This is a genomic window from Thermodesulfovibrio sp. 3907-1M (genome assembly GCF_040450955.1).
GTDB classification, from domain to species: domain Bacteria; phylum Nitrospirota; class Thermodesulfovibrionia; order Thermodesulfovibrionales; family Thermodesulfovibrionaceae; genus Thermodesulfovibrio; species Thermodesulfovibrio autotrophicus.
The window spans coordinates 1,838,123-1,859,868 of the sequence record NZ_CP144373.1 but is presented as its reverse complement, the minus strand read 5'-3'; the positions used below and the strand labels follow the sequence as shown (position 1 = coordinate 1,859,868).

Below are 21,746 nucleotides of genomic sequence, written 5' to 3'. Positions count from 1 at the left end.
AAATTTTATATGCTATTATAGTTTATGGCGTCCACTAATCTTGAAGAAATAAAAAAAATAATTAAAACTGAATTACCAACAATTTTGAGAACAGATCCTTCTTTTCGCAGATATATTCTTCAAATAACAAAGCTTTATTACCCTCCAAAGAAAAAAACAGAAGACAGAATAGAACAACTTTATCAACAGCTTTTGCAGATGCAGGAACAATCTGAAAAAAGATGGCAAGAGTGGAGCAAAAGATGGGATGAAACTCAGGCTGAGTGGAATAGAAAATGGGAAGAAAATCAAAAAACTATAAATGAAATGCTTAAAAGGCTTGACAAAATTGACAGAAGACATCTTTATACAATTGGTGCACTTGGTGCAAGATGGGGACTTTACTCAGAAGAATCATTTCGTAATGGACTTAAAGCAATCATTGAGGATTCCTTCGGTGTGGAAGTTATGCGATATGTTGATTATGATGAAAAAGGAGAAGTATTTGGACCTCCTGACCAGATAGAACTTGACTTGATAATAAGAAACGGAGTGGTTATCGCGTGTGAGATTAAGTCTTCCATGAGCAAAGCTGACATGTATACTTTGTGGAGAAAGAAAAAATTCTATGAGAAAAAACATCAAAAAAAAGTGGATAGAGTCATTGCTATTTGTCCAATGGTTGATCCTCGTGCAAAACCTGCGGCAGAAAAACTTGGGATAGAGCTCTATACTCATTCAGACGAATTTATAGAAAAAGAAGAAAAAAATATAAACGAAATAGCATAGTAAATTGTTTCAGGACAGTATCCCTGTTTTGATGTATCATCATGTAATGCCCTGCAGTAGTGCCCTTAATGTTACTCCAGATATTTTTGAAGAACAACTGAGAGGCTTAAAAACAAAGGGCTGGAAAACCCTTGAAGCAAAAGAGTTTTTATATCTCATGGAAAATCCTGAAGAGTCAAGAAAAAAATGCGTGCTTATCACCTTTGATGATGGCTTTGTTGATAACTATATTTATGCTTATCCTGTTCTCAAAAAATATAAAATGAAGGCATTGTTATTTGTGGCAACAGATTTTATAACTGATTTAGATATTAAAAGGAGTAACTTAAAACTTACCCATAAAGAGATGTGGGAGATTGCTTTTTCAGAAAGAAAGCATGAGGTAATGTGCACATGGAATGAACTCAGGGAAATGCAGGATGAAGGCGTTTTTGATATACAGAGTCATGGACACACGCATAAAACGCCTGATTTCATAGAAAGGGCTGATTATCAGGCGCTGCAGGATGATTTAAGAGTGGGAAAAGAGTTATTAATTAAAAATCTCGGGAAACAGCCTCTTCATCTTGCCTGGCCCAGAGGAGTTTATGACAGCAAGACAGTAGAAGTTGCAAAAAAACTCGGATTTAAAGCTCTCTATACAACTCAAAGAGGAGCAAACATAGATGATCCCTTTCATATTAAAAGACTGGCTATAAAAAACAAAGGCATGGGATGGCTTAATAAAAAGTTAATCATTTACAGCTCTTCACTGTTAAGCAAAATATATTATAGAATAAGACTTTAATGAAAATTGCTTTCGTAAAAAGAAATTTCTCATATCATGGTGGTGCAGAAAGATATCTTTCCACCCTCATAGAAGCTTTGAAAAACAAAGAATGGGAAATTCATATATTTGCAAACAAATGGTTAAAACATGAAGAAGTAATATTTCATAAAATTCCAATTTTGCCTTTAGGATCATTTTTGAGGGCTTATAGCTTCAACCGAAATCTTAAAATTAATCTTAAAGAGTTTGACTGCGTTATTAGCTTTGAGAGGACCACAAATCAACATATTTACAGAGCTGGAGAAGGATGCCACAGAAGATGGCTTGAATTACGTTCTTCCTTTGAATCTGAAATAAAAAAACTATCATTTAAACTGAATCCACTTCATAGATACTATCTACGGCTTGAAAGGGAAATCTTTGAAAAAACTCCATTAATTATTGCAAACTCACATATGGTAAAAAATGAAATAATCAATTATTATGGAATCCCTTCTTCAAAAATAAAGGCAATTTACAATGGCGTTGATACTGAGAAATTCTCACCGAAAAACAGAAAAAAAAATAGTCAATTAAGGCAAGCACTTAATTTGCCAGAGGACAGAAAAATTATTCTTTTCGTTGGTTCAGGATTTAAAAGAAAGGGACTTTTTACTCTTCTTAAAGCAATGGCAATTTTGAAGCACAAACCTTATCTGCTTCTTGTTATAGGTAAAGGAGATATAAAAAAATACATGAAGATATCTAAAAATCTTGGTATTGAAAATAAAGTATTTTTTATGGGCACAAGAAAAGAGATTGAAAATTTTTATGCCATTGCGAACCTGTTTGTTCTTCCAACAATCTATGATCCCTTCAGCAATGCAGCACTTGAAGCAATGGCATCGGGAATTCCAGTAATTACAACCACAAACAATGGTGTAGCAGAATTAATTGAAGAAGGAAAAGAGGGCTTTACCATAAAAAATCCCTTTGCCCATGAGGAGCTTGCAGATAAGATAAATACTGCCATGGAGAGTACTGAAAAAATGGGAGAGTTTGCAAGGAAAAAAGCAGAACATTTTACAATTCAAAGAGCTGTAGAGGAGTTCATGGAGTGTATAAAAAATTTCTTGTCATAAAGCTTCGTCATATAGGAGATGTTTTACTTACAACACCTGTTTTCAAGACTTTAAAAGAAAATCTTCCGAATTCCTTTATTGCTGCACTGGTAAACAAAGGCACAGAGGCTGTTCTTGAGAAAAATCCTTACATTGACCAGATTATCACCTATGACAGGGAAATAAAAAAATTACCTGCTTTTAAAAGATATATTGATGAGATTCGATTTCTAAGGAATATAAAAAAGATTGGGTTTGATACCACCATAGACCTTACAGGAGGAGACAGAGCAGCGGTAATATCCTATTTTTCAGGAGCTAAAACAAGAATTGGCATAAAATCAAAAGGATTTTTTGGGAAAAAACATCTTTATACCAGAATTTTTGAAATAAACGGGCATAAACATACATTGCTTCAAAATCTTGAAGTTCTTGAAAAAATAGGATTAAAAATCGGAAAGCCTGAATTATTTCTCAATGTTACAGAAGATGAAAAAACTTTGGCAAAAAACCTGATTTTTCCTCGTCATTCCGAGCCTCATTTATGTCATTCCGAGCAAATGCGAGGAATCCCCTCCTCTAATAAAAAAATTATCCATATTCATCCTACATCCCGATGGCTTTTTAAATGCTGGAAGGACGAATACATGGCAGAAGTTATAAAATGGCTGATTTCCAATGGACACAGAGTTGTTCTTACTTCATCGGCAGATGAAAGGGAACTTAAAAAAATAGAGTCAATTCTTTCATATATTCCCTCCTGCCATTATGAGCCTTTCGGCTACTCTCAGGATGGTTCTTCTATAATCAATCTTGCAGGAAAACTAACACTTAGACAACTCATAGCAGTAGCAGCCCTCTGTGACATATACTTTGGCATAGACACAGCACCAATGCACATAGCAGCAGCCTTAGGGAAACCTGTTGTAGCACTTTTTGGTCCAAGTGGAGCATTCCATTGGGGTCCATGGGATAATGAAGCAGTTGAAAATCCCTATTCACAAAAAAATGGCATTCAAAGATTCGGCAAAAACATAGTAATCCAGAGAAACTGGAGTTGCATTCCCTGCGGACAGGATGGCTGCGGAGGCTCAAAAATAAGCAAATGCCTCTTTGACATAAAACCTGATGAAGTGATTGAGATTTTAAAAACAGTATTGAGTGGAAATATTCAATAACAACAGAGATGTGATATAATTCAAGGATATAGATGAGGTTGAAGATAAGGGAAAATTTGCTTTATATAGCATTAAAAATAATTAAAAAATTTGATAAAAGACAAACAGATTTAAAATATTTTAATCCCGATGAGGTTAAAAATATACTTGTTGTGTCTTCAACTGCAATTGGAGATACTCTCATGGCAACGCCTGCAATAAGAGCAGTAAGAGAAAGATATCCTGATGCAAAAATAATCGCTCATTTTAATGTGAAAAATATGGAGCTTTTTGAAAACAATCCCCATATTGATGGAATTATTCCTTATTACGGTGGATGGAAAAAATTTTTTAAAACAATCAGGGAGTTCCGTAAACACAAGTTTGATGTAGCGTTAATCCTTCACGGAAATGAACCACAGGCAACTCCAATGGCATACCTCGGCGGTGCAAGATTTATTGTAAAAGTGCCAATCCCCAAAGATTTTGGCTTTTTACTCAGTAATAAAACAAACGGATTTGATGACCCATGGAAACATCATGGAATAGATGTAAGGCTTAAGGCAGCATCTTTTATTGATTGTCAGATTAATAACAAAGAAATGGTTCTTTTAGTAGATGAAGAAGACAGAGAGAAAATTAAAAAATTACTAAAAAACATAAAAATAAGAAATGGCAGAAAAATAGTGTGTTTCCAGGTAGCGGCAGCTACCAAATTTAAAATGTGGCCAAAAGAAAATTTCATACAATTAGGTAAAAAACTTATTGATAACAATAAAAATGTTGTAATTTTGATCTTAGGCTCAAAAGAAGAAAAAAAACTCTGTGAAAGTATTGCAAAAAAAATAGGAGAAAATGCTATTTCCTTAGCAGGCAAATTATCATTGAGAGAATTGAGAGCTTTAATAGAAAAAACTCATTTATTGATAACAAATGATACAGGCACAATGCATATAGCTATTGCTCTTAAGACCAAAACATTATCTTTATTTTGTCCAACCTATGCTTGGGGAGTTGGTCCCTTACAGGACTTCCATCTTCATAAAGTAATAGAAAAACATAGACCATGTAATCCCTGCATTACAAAAAAGTGTAAAAATCCATATTGTATGAATCTTATAAAAGTAGAAGAAGTTTTAACATCTGCTCAAGAGATGTTATCATGAAAATACTTTTTTATAATGTCACAACTACCATAAAACATGGAGGAATAGAAAGCTTTTGTTTAGGCTTAGCAAAAAATCTTGCAATTTCAGGATGGGATGTGACTGTTTGTGGTGGTTTCCCAATAAATATTGAACTGCCTGATAATCTAAATTTTTTAACTTTTCCTTTTATACCAAGAAAAAAATTCCCTGATTTTGGTTCAAGATTTAGAAAATTCATGGAAAGACTGTCTTTTGCTTATGCCGCATTGCCGACTTTAAAAAAGAATAGATATGATTTTTTCTGTATTTTTAAGCCCTATGATTTACCTGTCGCTTTATTTATTAAAAAGATGAATAAGTGCAAAATAATATTTTTCTCTGGAGGAACAGAGTTTTACCCAGGATATGGTTATTTTGTTAAAAAATTAGATTATTTTTTCTCCTGTAGCAATTTTAATGCTTCTCAAATAGAAAAATATTGTAATATTAAGCCTGTAGTGCTCCCAAATGGAATTGATACACAAGTTTTTAAACCTCTTCAGCCCGATTTAGAAATAAAAAATTCTCTTGGAATAAAAAATGAAAAAGTTATAATAAGTGTTTGCAGACTTGTAGGTTGGAAAGGTATTCAATACAGCATTAAAGCTGTAAATAAAGCCATTAAAGAAGGATATAATGTAAAATATTTAATAATTGGAGAAGGAGAATATAGAAAAAATCTTGAAAGATTGGTAAATAGTCTCAAAATTAATAATAAAGTTATTTTTTTAGGGAATAAAAGCAATTTTGAACTCCCAAGATATTATTCAATAGCAGATATTGCAATATTTCCGAGCGTAGCAGATGAAACATTTGGGATATCTATTGCAGAGGCTATGGCATGTGGGATTCCTGTAATATCAACAACTGTAGGAGGAATTCCCGAAGTAATAGGAGATACTGGTTTTTTAGTGCCACCTTGTGATAAAAATGCGATTTTAGATAAAATAAAACTTTTGATTAACAATGAAAATCTCAGGATTGAATTAGGTTCTAAAGGTAGACAGAGAGTAGTACAGAATTTTAGCTGGGATATAGTAATAAAAAAATTTTGGAGACATCTTTATGCCTAAAAAAGTTTTAATTTTTGCCGGACCTGTTCATCCTAATCCTCCTCTTAAAGGAGCAGCTGTGGAAACATGGATGTTTGAAACAGCAAAAAGATTGATCAATTTTGAACCTCATATTGTTTCCATAGGTAATCCATTTTATGCTGAAAGACAATATAAAGATAATATTTATTTTTACAGAATTAATTTTGGTAAACTTTATAAAAGATTTTTTCAAAAAATGACAAAACTTGATCCTTTATCATATCCAAAAAGAATACTAAAAATTATAAACGAAGTAAAGCCAGATATAATTCATGTACATAATACTGTAAAGTGGTTTTTTCCTATCATTAAAGAGTTAGACACGAAAATAAAAAAGATTTTACATTTTCATAATGAAATTTCCATAAGTACTCCCTTAGAAGTAGATGCTTTCATCGGATGCAGTAATTATATTGTCAATATTTATAAAAACAATGAAAAAATTAAAGCTAAACAGTTTAAATGTATATACAATGGAGTTGATTCTCAAAAATTCTCTCCTTATTGGGAGCTTGCTGAGTTAAGAAAAACTATCAGAAGAAGATTTAAAATTAATGAAAATGAATTTGTAGTTTTATTTGTTGGCAGAATCTCACCAGAAAAAGGAGTAGAACATTTCGTTAAAGTAGCGATCAATTTAAAGGAATTTGAAAATATTAAATTTGTTGTAGTTGGAGAAATTGCAAAAAGAGGAGATAGATTTGATTACGCCAAAAAAATATTTGAACTTTCCAGAAAGCTAAACAATAAAATAACTTTTACAGATGTTTTCCCACCATCTAAAATTCACCAAATTTATTTAATAGGCGATGTAGTACTTATACCATCTGAATTTAATGAACCATTCGGTATGGTGGCTTTAGAAGCCATGGCAACAGGACTTCCTGTTATAACAAGAGCCCGAGGAGGATTAAAAGAATATATTTATCATGGGATAAATGGATTTTTTTTAAAAGAGGATAACTTACTCAATAATGGAGCCGAACTTGTTAAAACCTTAATGATAGATAAACAACTACATCAAAAAATTAGTAAAGAAGCGAGAAAAACAGCGGAAAAATTTGATTGGCTTTATATTTCTGAAGAATTGGAAATATTTTATAACGAAATATTAGAAAAATGAATAAAAACTTACAATTATCAAATAAATTACTTTTATTAACTGAATATGGAACATATCTTTTAATACTTTTTTTATTTATGGACAAGGGAGAAACACTACGGGCAATCGGAATTTATATTCCTCCACTTCTTATTTTTGTAAGAGCTATTTTTCTAAAAGAAAATCCATTAAATTTTAAAAATATTATTTCTATTTTAACGATTTTTTTATGTTTGTCTGGAATCATTTCCTCAATTTTTGCCCCTGACCCATTATACTCTTTAAAATGGTTTCAAAGAACATATCTCAAACTTTTTTTAGTATACCTAAGTATTTCTTATGTTTTCCAAACTCAACAAAAACTTGAAAAATTGAGTAGATTATTCGTTTTTCTTAGTGTTCTATTCACAATTTTTACATTTTACGACTTTTACACCAAAGTTCTACCAAACTCCTATAATTATGGAAAATTTGTGAGAAAATATATAGTTCCATTAGAATTTTTCTTACCTTTTATTCCGTTTTTCATTACTACTCAAAAAACAAAGCTTTTGAAAGTTATAGGCTTCGTTATTTTATTATTAGGAATAATAGCAATTATTCTTACTGGAAGTAGAGGTGGTTGGATAAGTGTTAGCTTAAGCTTATTTATTTGGTTAATTGGTTACCTGCTGATTACTAAAAAGAAATTTATTAAAATTTTACCTATAATAAGTGGAATCATTGTAGTAATAGTAATTTTACTTACAGTAATATCGCCTCCTTATGTAAAGGGAAATTTTAAAGAGCTTTTGGAAGGATATACTTCTTTAAGAAAAGAAATGGTCTGGCCAGCAGCAATAGATTCATATTATAATCTTTCTCTTATTAATAAGATATTTGGCAATGGACTTGGACGAATGACATATCTTGAAGATTTCAAAAAATGGTACCTGAATAAGTTCGGTAAAGAACCTGAAGAACTTTATTCACCTCATAATGTCTATCTTTCTATTCTATATAAGCAAGGCATACTCGGTATTAGCATATTTTTATTGTTGATATATTTTTCTTTTAAATATTTCATAGCAAATTTGACAACTGAACAAATTTTATCAATGAAACTTTTTAGTCTGTCATTAATATCTGTTTTAACAATATTGCTTGTTCACGGAATAGTAGAAGATACAAGATTTATTCAATTGATATTGATAATTCCATTAATTGGAGCTTATGTTAATTTTGTGGAGAAAATAAAAAAATGATTGAAGTTATATATCCTGTTCCAGAAGTATTTCCAGACAGTAGAGCAAGATTTATTCAGATAATCAATACCTGTTATGCTCTTGCCAAAAAAGGACTAAATATTACTCTGGTAACGGGAATTAAGAGTGGATATTCCATGAGAGATTTATATCAATTTTATGATATAGAGTCCTGTGAGACTTTTAAAATTATAAATCTACCTGTATTAAGAAGAGAAAAGGCGAAATATTTAAAGATTTCGTGGAATGGATTATTTTATTTATTTTTTTTGAAATTTTTATCAAATAGAGCAAAAAAGCAAAAATCCTTAGTATTTTTAAGACATGTTAAACTTGCCAGTTTTTTGCTGAATTTTAAAAGATTTTTCAAAATCCCTATGATTTTTGAGGTTCATGAAATATTTCATTTAAATACTTTAAACAAAAAAAAACAGAACAAATTAAAGCAAACTGAAATAGAGGTTTACAAAAACATGGATGCTCTAATATGCATATCTTTCAAACTTAAAGAATTCCTGATAGATAATTTTAAAATTGATGAGAAAAAAATTTCAGTGGTACACGATGCTGTTAGAAATGAATGGTTTGAAACAGAGAGAAATCATGAAAATTCCTATATATGTTATACAGGAAGTTTATATAAATGGAAAGGAGTAGATGTTTTAATTTCTGCCATGAAATATCTTCAAGATGAAAAATTAGTGATAATTGGAGGAGGGGATAGATTAAATGAATTAAAAGAGCTTGCTATGGAAGAAAACATAGATAATAGAGTAATTTTTACAGGAGATATCCCTCACTCTCTTATACCTGAATATCTTTCTAAAGCTAAAATTGCTGTGTTACCTAACTTAGCAGAAGGACCGTCAGAGTTTTCATCGCCTTTAAAATTATTTGAGTATATGGCTGCAGGAATCCCGATTGTAGCTTCTGATTTACCAGTTTTTAAAGAAATACTACAAAATAATGAAACTACTATATTTTTTGAAGCTGGGAATCCTAAATCTCTGGCGGATGCAATAAAAAAAATTTCAGATTCAAAAAGTTTAGCAGAAAAATTAAGTTACAATGCAAAAAAAATTGCTAAACATTATACATACGAAAAGAGGGCTGAGAAAATTCTTGAAATATGTCTTAAATGTCTAAAATGCTAAACAAAATCCTTTTCATTCGCCGGGATAATATTGGTGATCTTATATGCACAACGCCTGCAATTCATGCAGTAAGAAAGCATTGTCCTAATGCAAAAATTGGTATTCTTGTAAACAGCTATAATGCAGAGGTTGTAATGAATAATCCAGATATTGATGAAGTTTACATTTATGAAAAAGCCAAGCATGTGCCTGAAAAAAATAAGCTTTCTGTCTGGCTGAATAATTCAAAGATTCTCATAAAAATTCGCAAAGAAAAATATGATATGGCAATTGCCTGTGGTTCATACTCGCCAAGACTTGCAAGATATACATATATGACTCAAGCAAGAATAAGAATCGGATATTCACCTAAAAATGTTAATAAATCCCTGTTTTACAATATGTCTTTAAAAGAAGCTGAAAAGCCAATGCATGAAGTTGAAAGAGTTTTTAATCTACTATCACCTCTGGGAATTGATGGTTTACCTGATAAATTGAGGGTATTCCCTTCAACCACTGAGATTCAAAGAGTGCGGGAATTTTTACAAAGGAGAAGATCCCTCGCTAACGCTCGGGATGACAGACTATTATCAGCTACTTCAGGTATACCATTTCAGAATGGCGAGCTTCTAATCGCCTTCCATATAAGCAGTAGAAAGCCTGAAAATAGATGGTCTGCTGAAAAATTTATAAGCCTTGCAGAACTTATTTTGAAACAAAAAAATGCAGAAATAATGCTTTTGTGGTCCCCAGGAAGTGAAAAAAATCCTTATCATCCCGGAGACGATGAAAAGGCAGAGTTAATTATTAAAGCAGTGCCTCAAATTATTCCATACAAAACAAATCATTTAAGAGAGCTTATTGCTGCCCTGAGTCTTGCTAATCTGGTTGTCTGTCTTGATGGTGGCACAATGCACATAGCAGCAGCACTTGAAAAACCCATTGTAACAATATGGGGCTCTACAGACCCACATAGATGGAGACCGTGGGGAGTAAAGCATACTATTTTACAGGGAAGTGATAGGAAAGCTGAAAATGTTAATGTTGAGACTGTTTTTGACGCAATTAAGCAATTTCTTAAGGAGATTACCAGATAAATGTCACTTAAAATACTTCATACAGAAGCCTCACCTGGATGGGGAGGGCAGGAAAACAGGATTCTAAATGAAGCATTAGGGATACAAAGGCTTGGAGCAAAGGTTTACATTTTATCTCAGCCTGAAAGCAGGCTTGCTGAAAAAGCAGAAGAAGCAGGAATTGAGGTTTTCACCTATCCCATGCAAAAAAGTTACGATTTTAAGGCAATTTACTATACAGCAAGGCTTATCAATAAATTAAATATTGATGTTGTAAACACTCACAGCGGTAAAGATAGCTACATTGCTGGATTTGCTGGTAAACTTTCAAAAAAGCGTGCTTTAATTGTAAGAACACGGCATCTTGCATTACCCATAACTTCAACTTTTTCATATAAATATCTTGCAGACATTATCGTTACAGTAAGCAAATATGTAAGAGAGTATCTCATAAGCAAGGGTATTAATCCTGAAAAAGTCTTTGCAGTTCCGACAGGCATTGACATTGAAAAATTCAATCCAGACAGAGTAAAAGCCTCTTTAAGAGAAGAACTCGGACTTAGTGAAAACATCCCACTCATCGGGACCATATCAGTTTTAAGAAAGAAAAAGGGACATCATATTTTAATTGAGGCAATCCCAAATGTTTTAAAGAAGTTTCCTCAAGCAGTTTTTATTTTTGCTGGTGATGGTCCTCAGAGAAAAAACATTGAAGATAAAATAAAGCAGCATGGCTTATCTCAAAATGTTATCATGCTCGGACACAGGGATGACATTCCACAAATTCTTAAATCCATTGATATATTTGTCCTTCCAACGCTTCAGGAGGCACTGGGCACATCATTCATTGAAGCAATGGCAATGGGAAAGCCTGTCATAGGCTCTGATGTGGATGGCGTAAGGGAAGTAATTGATGACGGAGTAAATGGCTATCTTGTGCCTTGTGAGAATTCCTTAGCCTTAGCAGAAAGAATCATAGAGCTTCTTAATAACAGACAAAAAGCAAGGGATTTTGGAGTTCAGGGAAGGAAAAAGGTTGAAAACAAATACACAATAAAAAAAATGTGCAATGGAATGCTTGAAGTTTATCTAAAAAATTTAAAGAAGCTTTAAAACAAAATTTTGGAAGCAAAAATTTTTATATTTTGTTAAAATACTTACCATGATTACAGGAAAAACGAAAATAATCGGGATATTTGGTGATCCCGTTGAGCATACCCTTTCTCCCTTAATTCATAATGAAGCTTTTCAATATCTCGGGCTTGACTACTGTTATGTGCCATTTCATGTAAAAAAAGAATATTTAAAAGATGCTGTTTTTGCCATCAAAGCCTTGAATATAAAGGGTGTGAATATAACAGTTCCCCACAAAGAGGTAGTAATTCAATATCTTGATGAAGTTTCAGAGGAAGCTAAATATATTGGAGCAGTCAATACGATTCTAAATAATGAAGGGACTCTGAAAGGGTTCAATACAGATTCACAGGGCTTTGTTTTATCACTTAAGGATGAAGGAATATTGATTAAAGATAAAAAATTTCTGGTGCTTGGTGCAGGAGGTGCTGCAAAAGCCGTAGTTTACGGAGTTTTAAAAGAAGGTGGGGAAGTTTATATCTACAATAGAACCCTGTCTAAAGCATGGGCAACAAAAGAAAGATTTAATAACTTAGGACTTATAGAGGTAGTAAACACCATTGACAAATCTGTTACTGAAAGAATGCAGGTAATAGTAAATGCCACTTCTCTTGGGTTAAAAAAGGACGATCCTATGCCCTTAAGTCCAGAACTATTATTATCAGAGCATATTTATTGTGATATTGTTTATCCTGAAACTCCTTTAATGAAGGAGGCGGAAAAAATTGGATGCAAAGTTATTGGAGGCACTGGAATGCTACTTTGGCAGGCTATAGCTGCCTTTGAAATATGGACCGCATTGCAGGCACCTGTTGAAATTATGAAAAAAACTCTATATAAAGTATTGACAAAATAATAATTTTTTATTATAAAACTTAAAAATGATGCTCGGCATAGAAATAGAAACTTCTTCTGTGAGGGTTGCTTACATAGGGAAAAAGTATGAACTTACTGAATGGGAGAGCTTTGAACTTCCAGAAGGAGCAATCAGTTCTGAAGGAATAGTGGATGCTGACAGTGTCGTAAAAACTCTTATAAAAATCCCATCTAAATTTAATATGAAAAACCCGAAAGCAGCATTTGCAGTTTCAGGACCTGCTTACACAGCAGTAAGAATAATTCAGGTTCCTTTTATTGATAAAGATGAAATTATTTTAAATCTTCCAATGGAGCTTGACAAATATATTCCATTTAATGTGAAAGAAGTTTACCACGATTTTCACATAGTTGAAACAGTAAAAGATAAAAATTTAACAGAACTTATTGTGGCGGTGGCAAACAAACAGATCGTGAATGAATATGTTAATGTTTTTGAAAAAGCAGGCATAACTCCTCAGGTTGTAGATATTGGATCCTTAGCTCTTTATAATATATATGAATTGAATTACAGAGAGAATGATACAAATCTCATTGTAAATGTGGGAGAAAGTGTTATTAACTTCATTATTGCCAGAGACAATAAACCTCTTTATGTAAGAGATAGCATAATTACTGTTAAGATTAACATAAATGAAGCTAAGGAAGAAGAAATAAGGAATTTTGCCGATGATGTTTCTGCAGAAATCTATAGACAGATTGAATACTTTAAATCTTTTTTAACAGAAAGACCCGTAAAAAAGATATATCTTACAGGCTATCCAGTGATTTCTCCCATTTTTATTTCATCAATTGAAGAAAGACTTGATCAGGAAATCCTTATATTGAATCCCTTTAGAAAAATCAAAATAAATAAAAAAATTGCATCAAAGATGCATAAATATTCACATATAGCTGCCATATCAATCGGATTGTCTCTCAGGGGAACGGAGAAGATAAAATGATAAAGATAAATCTTCTACCCAAAAAAGAGATAAAAAAAGCAGGCAAAAAAATTGAAATCAAATTATCAGGAGAGATTGTTAAAAAACTGGCAATTCCCGTAGGTTTAACTTTGATCGTCCTGGTAGCTATTTTAGTCTACTGTGAGATTACAAAATCAGCCCTTGAAAAAGATATTCAGCTTCAAAAAAGAACCATTGAAGGGCTTCAGAAAAAAATACAGGAAGTTAAAAAATTTGAAGCAATGAATAAAGATATAGAAGCAAAGGCAAAATTAATTGAAAACCTTAAAAAAATGCAGTCAGCACCGGTTAGTATTTTAAGTATTGTGGTAAAAAGACTTCCCGATGGAGTATGGCTTACAGCGCTTACATTTGATAACACAATTACAGTGGAAGGAATAGGATTTTCAAATCTGAATGTTGTCCAGTTTGTTGATAATCTTAAAGCAACACCAGAGCTGCAGGATGTTTATCTTGTAGAATCACAACAAACTGAGTTTGAAAAACAGGCTGTTTACAAATTCACCGTAAAATTCAAGTTAAAGGTGTGATATGGACTGGGAAAGACTTTCAAAGAGCAACAGAGTTCTTTTAATGATTCTACCATGTCTTGTTCTATCTGTTCTTTTCAGTTCTGTTTATTTATTGCCAGCTGTTGAAAATATTAATAAGTTAAACTCTGAAAAAAAGATCCTGAAAGAGGAAATAGACAAAGCCAATATGATTGTCAATAAATATGAAGACTTAAAAGCTCTGAATGAGCAACTTCAGAAAAAAATGGAGTTTTTAAAAACTCTTCTTCCAAAAGAAACAGAAGTTTCCGATGTATTAAAAAAGGTCTCTGAGATAGGACTACAGAAAGGACTTGTTGTAACATCATGGAAACCTAAGGAAAAAGTACCCCATTCATCAAATGAAGTTTATGAAATTCCTGTTGAAGTATCCATGAGAGGAAAATATCATACATTTGGAACATTTTTCGCCGATATTACAAAAATAGAAAGAATAATTAACATAAAAAAGATGGAAATAAAAAAGGGAGACAAGGATACAACAATGCTTAATGCAAATTTAACTGCAGTAACCTATTCATTGATACCTGAAGAGGAAAAGAAAAAAATACAAAAAAAGAAAAAATAATGGGAAGAAAAAGGATTTTAATTATTACTGGAGCATTGGTATTATTAGCAGTTTTGCTGATAGCTGGGTATTTCTTGCTTAACAAAGAGGAAACCAAACAGACAGTCACAAAAACTCCAAAAAAACAACCAGTTCAGATAAATCAACCTGAGATTGTATTCCCCACATACAACTATGATGCTCAACAACTAAGAGATCCATTCGCACCACTGATTGTAAAAAGAGAGGCAAGAAAAAAAGGTGCCTCACCTCTTGAGACTTACGAGATAGAAGAACTTAAACTTACTGGAATTGCTAAGGATAAAAAAGGCTCTTTAGCACTCCTTCAGGCACCTGATGGAAGATTTTATATTGTGAGGGAAAACGATAGAATAGGATATAGCGGAGGAAAAGTAATTAAAATTCTAAATGACAGCATTGAAATCAGAGAGAACAACAAAGTTAAATATTTAAAACTCAAGACGGAGGAAGACAGATGATAAATAAAATTGTCTTTAGTTTAATCTTTATATTTCTTCTTGCAGTAAATGCTCTGGCAGTAGAGATCATCAGTATAACTCCTGAAGGAGATACATTAAGAATAAAACTTACAGAAAAAACCGAGTTTAATCTTCTTCCAAGTGAAGATCCCTTCAAAATAAAAATAGAGCTTAAAAATACAAAGCCAGGAGTTTTAGAGAAAAAAATGTTCTTAAGAGAAGGCATTGTAAGTGAAGTTTCCGCTCAAGTAAAGGACAACAACACAGAGATAGAACTTCTTGTCAGTGAACCTGTAAGACCTGAAATTAAAATGGAAGAAAATATTCTTACTGTTTCTTTTAATTCTGCTCCTGCTCAAACATCCAGAGTTACAAAAATTATTGAAATGACAATGGATGAAACAGAAGAAGGCTTTGAAATATCAATCCAGGCAGACAGCGAACTTCCTCAGCCATCTGTGAATAAAGTTGATGATTACATCAATGTGGATTTTCAAGGAGTAAGTTTTGAAGCAGAAACTGGAAACATTCCTGTTTCTGTAAAAAGACAAGGTGATGAGCTTACATTAAGCTTCTTTTTTGGAAAAGATTTTGATGTTGAGCCTGTTTATCTTGGAGATGAATTAATCCTCAATTTAAAAAAAGTTAAAGAACTCAAAATTGCTAAATCAGAAGAAAAAAAGCCTGCAGAAGCAATTAAACCAGAAATTTCCAGTGAAAAAACTGTTTCCCTTGACCTTCAGGATGCTGACATTGTAGGAGTTTTTAGACTTCTTGGAGACATAGGAGGATACAATGTTGTCATACATCCTGAGGTAAAGGGCAAAGTAACGCTTAAGCTTATAAATGTTCCATGGATACAGGCTATTGATGTAATATGTAAAACCTTTCAGCTTGAAAAGACCTTTGAGGGAAACATAATAAGAATTGCTCCAATTAAGGTCTTCCAGGAGGAGAAAAAACTTGAAGCAGAAACAAAAGACCTTTTCAAGAAAGCTGAGGATGAACAGATTCGTATATTTGTTTTAAAATATGCCTCTGTTGATAAGGTAAAAACAACCATAGAGGCATCAAAAATTCTTTCACCAAAAGGGAATATCTCCACTGATGAAAGAACCAGAACAGTAATTGTGAGAGATATTCCGTCAGTGCTAAATCAGGTAGCCTCCCTTATTCAAGATCTTGATAAACCCACAAGGCAAATACTTCTTGAAGCAAGAATTGTAGAGATATCAAGCAGTTTCTCAAAGGCTCTCGGATTTGAATGGGGTATTTTCTGGCAGCCTCCTGATACAAGAACAACAATAATGGGTTCAGTGGGAGCATCTACCACAGGCACATTACAAAACCCGTCCATTAATGTTGTCGGAGTCCCAGGTGGGGTTACTCCACTTGGAGTAAATCTACCTGCTTCAACAGGAAGTGTCACCTCACCAACAACTGCATTCACCATTGGATATATTAATGCCGCTGGCACATTTGCTCTTGATTTAAGAATTTCAGCGCTTCAACAATCAGGAAAAGGCAAGGTCATATCAAATCCTAAGGTTATCACTCTTGACAATCAGAAGGCAAAAATAGTTCAGGGAGCCAGTATTCCCTACGGAGAAAAAGATGTTCAGAGCGGGCAGATATCAACCAAGTTTAAAGATGTTGCCATAACAGTTGAGGCAACTCCCCATCTTATTGACGATAAATCAATGCTTCTTGATGTCAATGTTGTAAAGGAAGACCTTGTTGAGTTTGTAAATATTGGAGGAGTTTATGCACCGAGAACTCAAAAGATAGAAGGAAATACAAAGGTTGCTTTAAAAGATGGTGAAACTCTTGTCATAGGTGGAATATACAAAAAAACTGACAGCACTACAGAATCAAAGGTTCCAGGGCTTGGAGATGTTCCTGTGCTTGGTGAGTTGTTTAAAAGTCGTGGAAGGGATGAAACACTTTATGAAGTTATGATTTTCATAACTCCAAGAATAATGAAGTATGAGTAATGAGGATTCTTCTTATAGAAGATGATAGAATTTTCGGCGAAACACTCAAGGATTATCTTAAAATTGAAAATGTAGAGACAGTATGGCTATGGGATGAAAGACAGCTTCCTAAAATTATCACCAAATATGAGTTTGATGTAATAGTTATAGACCTTATATTAAAGTTTACTTCCGGCGAAGAAATTATCGCTGCATTGAGAAAAGCAGGCATTAAAACTCCGATTTTAGTAATTACTGCGAAAAAAACTCTAAATGACAAAGAAGAATGTTTCCTGAGAGGAGCAGATGACTATCTTACAAAACCTTTTGAATTCAAAGAATTTGTTCTCAGGCTAAAAGCACTAAGCAAGAGAAAGCATTTACCCAGTGTTTTTACCATTGGTGATGTTACTGTAAATATTGATGCAAAAACAATCTACAGAGGCAGTGAAGAAATAAAGATTTCAAAAAAAGCATGGCAACTTCTTGAGTTTCTTCTTAAAAATAGAGGAGAAATTGTAAGTTCTGAAAAAATCCTGAACTATGTCTGGCCAGAAAAAGCAGTGGGAGATGAGATTGTGAGAGCCTATATTAAAGAACTGAGAAAAGCACTACCACCAGACAGCATAATAACCTATCCAGGAAGGGGATACAGAATCCGTTGAAATTCCAGATTAAAATAATCATCGTTTTTTCTCTGGTTTTAGCCTTGATTCTTTTCTATTTAAACACAGTGGTGTTGAGTTTTCTGGATTCTTTTAAAGAGGAGTATGCATTGCAATCTTTAACTGGAAAAAATTTTGTTGAGCAGAAGTTTCAGGAATATGTAAAGAATATACTGTTATGGGAGTTTTTGCTTGTTTTAAGTTTAATGCTCATTTTATACAAGATTATTGAGAAAATGCTTAAGCAGGAAAGAGACTACATGGATTTTTTAGAGTTAATTCTTTTAAATATCTCTCACAAATTTGGCAATTTTTTAGCCACTCATAAAGGCAATATAGAGATTTTAAAAATCAGATACGATGAAAAAGCCATTCAAAGACTTGAGACCAGTTATAACTACATTCAAAATGATTTTTGTAAAATTTTAGAAACAATAAATCGTTTTAAAAGCTTTTCATCCAGCAAAGAAAAAGTTAATTTAAAGGAAACAGTAGAAAAAAATCTTTCAATATTTGAGATAAATCAAAAACTCATACTTAATCTAAAAGATGTTTTTATCTATGCAAACAGGCAGATGGTGGACAATATTGTATTTTCACTTATAGATAATGCTATAAGGTATTCCGACGAAAAAATTCATATAAGGCTGACAAAAAACTTTCTTGCAATAGGAAATGACATTTCAGAGAAAGAAAAAGGCTCTGGAGTAGGTTTGAAAATTACAGAGGCTCTTGCAAAAAAACAGGGATTTAAACTAAAATACCGAGCAAAGGAGAATAAATTTATTGTAGTTTTAAAATTCACATAGTTTTCACAACTTATTTAAACTTTTTGTTTATAATTTCTTTAAAAGGCTTCCTTGAAGCCTGAAAAATCTTATGGAGGTTTAACTATGAAAAGAGTATTTTTAAGAGACCAGAAAGGTTTTACCCTGATTGAACTACTAATCGTCATCGCAATTATTGCAATTCTTGCCTCAATTGCCATTCCTCAGTATATGAAGTATCAGCAAAAAGCAAAGGTATCCTCTTATGCAGAACCAATGGCAAGAGCATGCATGATGGATGCAACTGCATACTGCGTTGAAAATCCTGATACTTCAGGAAACGGTTACACCATTCCTGTGGCAAGTCTTAAAAACTGCTCACAAGCAAATATTACAATTACAACTCCCGGTGGAGCAGTTATATTGTCTGGAAATGATAATATTACATGTGATTCTACAGGTTCAATTACCGCTGGAGCTGTAACAGGCTCTTTAGCTGGTGTTACTGCCTATCAAGCATACTGCTCTGTTTCTGCTGGTGGATTTAAGTGTGAAGTTAAATAGTTTAATAGGGCAGGCTTATGCCTGCCCTTTTCAGTTTTCATATCCCTCAAAAATTGTTCTCAATGAGTTCTAAAAACTTTCCTCTCTCCATCTCTCTTTTTCTCATTATGTCTCTTTATATTTTCTCCCTTCCTCCTGTTCTTTCAACAGGTGATGGAGGAGAACTTATAGCAGCATCATACGGACTTGGCAGTCCCCATCCCTCAGGCTATCCTCTTTATGTTCAGATTGGTAAAATCTTCAGTTTCCTTCCCGCTGGAAACATTGGAATCAGAGTTGAGTTAATCTCAGTTTTTTTCTCAATGCTTACACTTCTTCTTGTATACTCAGTGGTTTTTAAACTCTCAGGGCAGAATCGTGAGGCATCCTTTGCTGCTATTGCATCAGTTATTTTTCTTGCCCTTTCCTACTCATTTTTTGGACAGAGCATTGTGGCAAAGTTTTATACTTTAAACTCTTTTTTTGTTATGTTTTTAGTTTTTTGTGGGATAATTTTAGTTTTAAAAGGATATGACAGAAGAATTCAATTTATTGCATCATTTATTCTGGGACTTACGCTTTCAGCACATCATACAGGATTTATGATGATTGTGCCTCTTGGTGTTGTTGGATTTTTTTATTGCAGAAATTTTTTACGAAATCTTCCATTGAGTTTTCTCTTTTTTTCCCTTGGCTTTTCAGTGAATTTTTATTTTTTTATTAGAGACATGAAAGGAACTCTTTTCAGCATGATACCTGTAACTGACCTGGATTCTTTTTTAAAGGTTTTTTTAAGAAAAAACTACGGAGCAGGTTCATCAATTGATGTTACGGCATCAGGGTTTTTTAATCTTTATGGATATTTTTATGCTTTTAAAAACTATCTTTACCTTATTGAAAAAAACTTTACTTTTTTTTCTATACCTTTTTTCATTCTTGGAGTTGTATGGCTTTTTAAAAAATCAAAAAAACTTCTTGTATTTGTTTTAACATCCTTTTTTATCTATTCAATTTTTCTTGCAAAGTTAACATTTTCAATGCAAAATCCTGACAGCCATGAGCTTTATGTAATAGGACATCAATATTTTATTCCATCCTTTGCCATTTACTGTGGTATAGTCGGGCTGGGAGTTTATTTTATATACAGCATTTTTGAAAAATATGGCTTTTATTCCCTTCAAAGAATCGTTCCCATTATTGTAATCTTCTTTCCTTTACTAATGATTTTTGACAGACTCACTGATCAGTATCAGGGGAAAAACTATGTTCCCTATTCGCATACTAAAGGGATTTTCACATCTCTGCCAGTAGCATCAATTTATATGACCTACGGAGACAATCATGCTTTTCAGGGATGGTATTTAAAGCTTGTTGGAAGATACAGAGAAGACATATGTCATATTGTTCTTGATGACTATAAAACCATGGTCTGGGCACTTCATGGCTGCAAACCCTATAGCCTTTACAAAAGAATTTTCCCTGAATTTTTTGGTGGCAATTTGATAGAGCTCACTGAAAAATACAGATATTACTCAATCATCGCTTTATCAGAAGAACATCCCCTTTATACCGTGGTTGACAGTTACCCTTATTTTTATATTTTCATTTATATTGGAAAACAATCGGATAAAAGGGATTTTGATGAATTTTTCATGGAAAGAATGAAAAAAGTTGAACCCTTTTTAAACTATGAAGACTGCCTTACCCATAGAACAGACGATGTTTATACGCTTCAGCTGTGTAATTTCTCTACAATTGGATATATAAGCATTGCCAAGGCATATGAAAAAGCATCTGATAAAGACACAGCAGAAGTTGCATTTGATCAGAAATTAAGCTATGGCGATTTTACAGCACCCTTTAAGATGAAGCTTAAAGTTAACAGTGAAAATGAGAAATATCTCAACATCTACAATGCAGTTAAAAAATACAATAAAATGAATAAATTTTACCTGCTTGGGAAGGAAGATGAAAAGAATTAGCTTATTTTTTCTCATATTAATCCTGATAATGCTTTTAATTTTTTATCTGAGACTTTTTTTACAGCAAAAAGATTTTATGAATAAAGCAAAGCATAGCAATGATTCAATAAAAGCAATCACATATTATGAAAGAGTTATTCTTTCCTATATTCCATTTAGCCCCTACAGCAGGGAAGCAGTTAATGGAATCCTTGAGAAATGCAAAAAAACTGGCGATGATGAACAGAAACTTTACTGTTATGAAACATTAAGAAGTGCTCTTTATCAAGTAAGAAGCTTTTATCAGCCCTACAGAGAGGAAATTAAAAAGCTTGAACCTCTTATTGCAGAGCTTAAGACATATGAGATGATTCAATGGAAGTATAATAATCTTTCAGAGAAGGATTATCAGCGTCTTTACAATTATAATATTGAAATCATGCAATATGATAGTTCTCCATCTGTATTCTGGAGCATGGTGTCTGTTTTGTCTCTTTTTGCATGGATCTGTTCTGTTTGCTTTATAATTCTTAAAGGACTTAAAACTCCAATAAATAAAAGATATCTCTTATGGGGGTTGACAGGTTTCATACTGTTTTTTAGCCTATGGATTATAGGACTTTATAATGCATAG

Annotated in this window: 22 protein-coding genes; all 22 read left to right on the top strand. The window is 32.8% G+C overall.

The window, feature by feature from the left end:
• Window positions 1–24 precede the first annotated feature (24 nt).
• The 22 genes from V4D30_RS09720 to V4D30_RS09615 all read left to right on the top strand — a co-directional run bounded on the left by V4D30_RS09720 (window position 25) and on the right by V4D30_RS09615 (window position 21,746).
• Window positions 25–768, top strand: a complete 744-nt coding sequence (locus V4D30_RS09720) for a DUF3782 domain-containing protein (RefSeq protein WP_353684127.1) — start codon at window positions 25–27, stop codon at window positions 766–768.
• 46 nt (window positions 769–814) lie between these two features.
• Complete coding sequence (locus V4D30_RS09715; RefSeq protein WP_353684126.1) at window positions 815–1,555, top strand: polysaccharide deacetylase family protein; 741 nt, start codon at window positions 815–817, stop codon at window positions 1,553–1,555.
• Window positions 1,555–2,658, top strand: a complete 1,104-nt coding sequence (locus V4D30_RS09710) for a glycosyltransferase family 4 protein (RefSeq protein WP_353684125.1) — start codon at window positions 1,555–1,557, stop codon at window positions 2,656–2,658. The genes V4D30_RS09715 and V4D30_RS09710 overlap by 1 nt, the downstream gene beginning before the upstream one ends.
• Entirely contained in the window at window positions 2,634–3,815 is a 1,182-nt protein-coding gene (gene rfaQ, locus V4D30_RS09705; RefSeq protein ID WP_353684124.1) for a putative lipopolysaccharide heptosyltransferase III, read from the top strand. Before V4D30_RS09710 ends, rfaQ begins: the two co-directional genes overlap by 25 nt.
• Before the next feature lie 38 nt (window positions 3,816–3,853).
• Window positions 3,854–4,960 carry a glycosyltransferase family 9 protein gene (locus V4D30_RS09700; protein WP_353684123.1) on the top strand — a complete coding sequence of 369 codons (1,107 nt, stop codon included), beginning with the start codon at window positions 3,854–3,856 and terminating at the stop codon, window positions 4,958–4,960.
• The gene (locus tag V4D30_RS09695; protein WP_353684122.1) at window positions 4,957–6,054 is read left to right on the top strand and encodes a glycosyltransferase family 4 protein; all 1,098 of its coding nucleotides are present in this window, start codon (window positions 4,957–4,959) and stop codon (window positions 6,052–6,054) included. The genes V4D30_RS09700 and V4D30_RS09695 overlap by 4 nt, the downstream gene beginning before the upstream one ends.
• A complete protein-coding gene (locus V4D30_RS09690) occupies window positions 6,047–7,198 on the top strand; it encodes a glycosyltransferase (protein ID WP_353684121.1) in 1,152 nt (383 codons plus the stop codon). Before V4D30_RS09695 ends, V4D30_RS09690 begins: the two co-directional genes overlap by 8 nt.
• Window positions 7,195–8,421 (top strand): O-antigen ligase family protein, encoded by a 1,227-nt coding sequence (locus tag V4D30_RS09685; RefSeq protein WP_353684120.1) that lies wholly within the window; start codon window positions 7,195–7,197, stop codon window positions 8,419–8,421. The genes V4D30_RS09690 and V4D30_RS09685 overlap by 4 nt, the downstream gene beginning before the upstream one ends.
• Window positions 8,418–9,575 carry a glycosyltransferase family 4 protein gene (locus tag V4D30_RS09680; protein ID WP_353684119.1) on the top strand — a complete coding sequence of 386 codons (1,158 nt, stop codon included), beginning with the start codon at window positions 8,418–8,420 and terminating at the stop codon, window positions 9,573–9,575. The genes V4D30_RS09685 and V4D30_RS09680 overlap by 4 nt, the downstream gene beginning before the upstream one ends.
• Complete coding sequence (locus V4D30_RS09675) at window positions 9,569–10,651, top strand: glycosyltransferase family 9 protein (protein WP_353684118.1); 1,083 nt, start codon at window positions 9,569–9,571, stop codon at window positions 10,649–10,651. Before V4D30_RS09680 ends, V4D30_RS09675 begins: the two co-directional genes overlap by 7 nt.
• Window positions 10,652–11,743, top strand: a complete 1,092-nt coding sequence (locus V4D30_RS09670) for a glycosyltransferase family 4 protein (RefSeq protein ID WP_353684117.1) — start codon at window positions 10,652–10,654, stop codon at window positions 11,741–11,743.
• A 49-nt stretch (window positions 11,744–11,792) separates the two neighbouring features.
• On the top strand, window positions 11,793–12,620 hold the full coding sequence (gene aroE, locus V4D30_RS09665; RefSeq protein ID WP_353684116.1) for a shikimate dehydrogenase: 828 nt from the start codon (window positions 11,793–11,795) through the stop codon (window positions 12,618–12,620).
• A 25-nt stretch (window positions 12,621–12,645) separates the two neighbouring features.
• Window positions 12,646–13,584, top strand: coding sequence for a pilus assembly protein PilM (gene pilM, locus V4D30_RS09660; protein WP_353684115.1), 939 nt, complete (start codon window positions 12,646–12,648; stop codon window positions 13,582–13,584).
• Window positions 13,581–14,135 carry a PilN domain-containing protein gene (locus V4D30_RS09655; protein WP_353684114.1) on the top strand — a complete coding sequence of 185 codons (555 nt, stop codon included), beginning with the start codon at window positions 13,581–13,583 and terminating at the stop codon, window positions 14,133–14,135. Before pilM ends, V4D30_RS09655 begins: the two co-directional genes overlap by 4 nt.
• Before the next feature lies 1 nt (window position 14,136).
• Window positions 14,137–14,724, top strand: coding sequence for a type 4a pilus biogenesis protein PilO (pilO, locus tag V4D30_RS09650; protein ID WP_353684113.1), 588 nt, complete (start codon window positions 14,137–14,139; stop codon window positions 14,722–14,724).
• A complete protein-coding gene (locus V4D30_RS09645) occupies window positions 14,724–15,203 on the top strand; it encodes a pilus assembly protein PilP (protein WP_353684112.1) in 480 nt (159 codons plus the stop codon). Before pilO ends, V4D30_RS09645 begins: the two co-directional genes overlap by 1 nt.
• A complete protein-coding gene (gene pilQ, locus V4D30_RS09640) occupies window positions 15,200–17,197 on the top strand; it encodes a type IV pilus secretin PilQ (protein WP_353684111.1) in 1,998 nt (665 codons plus the stop codon). Before V4D30_RS09645 ends, pilQ begins: the two co-directional genes overlap by 4 nt.
• Window positions 17,197–17,841 (top strand): response regulator transcription factor, encoded by a 645-nt coding sequence (locus V4D30_RS09635; RefSeq protein ID WP_353684110.1) that lies wholly within the window; start codon window positions 17,197–17,199, stop codon window positions 17,839–17,841. The genes pilQ and V4D30_RS09635 overlap by 1 nt, the downstream gene beginning before the upstream one ends.
• Window positions 17,838–18,650, top strand: a complete 813-nt coding sequence (locus V4D30_RS09630; protein ID WP_353684109.1) for a hypothetical protein — start codon at window positions 17,838–17,840, stop codon at window positions 18,648–18,650. The genes V4D30_RS09635 and V4D30_RS09630 overlap by 4 nt, the downstream gene beginning before the upstream one ends.
• An 84-nt stretch (window positions 18,651–18,734) precedes the next feature.
• Window positions 18,735–19,172 carry a prepilin-type N-terminal cleavage/methylation domain-containing protein gene (locus V4D30_RS09625; RefSeq protein WP_353684108.1) on the top strand — a complete coding sequence of 146 codons (438 nt, stop codon included), beginning with the start codon at window positions 18,735–18,737 and terminating at the stop codon, window positions 19,170–19,172.
• A gap of 62 nt (window positions 19,173–19,234) precedes the next feature.
• Window positions 19,235–21,133 carry a DUF2723 domain-containing protein gene (locus V4D30_RS09620; RefSeq protein ID WP_353684107.1) on the top strand — a complete coding sequence of 633 codons (1,899 nt, stop codon included), beginning with the start codon at window positions 19,235–19,237 and terminating at the stop codon, window positions 21,131–21,133.
• Window positions 21,120–21,746, top strand: coding sequence for a hypothetical protein (locus tag V4D30_RS09615; RefSeq protein WP_353684106.1), 627 nt, complete (start codon window positions 21,120–21,122; stop codon window positions 21,744–21,746). The genes V4D30_RS09620 and V4D30_RS09615 overlap by 14 nt, the downstream gene beginning before the upstream one ends.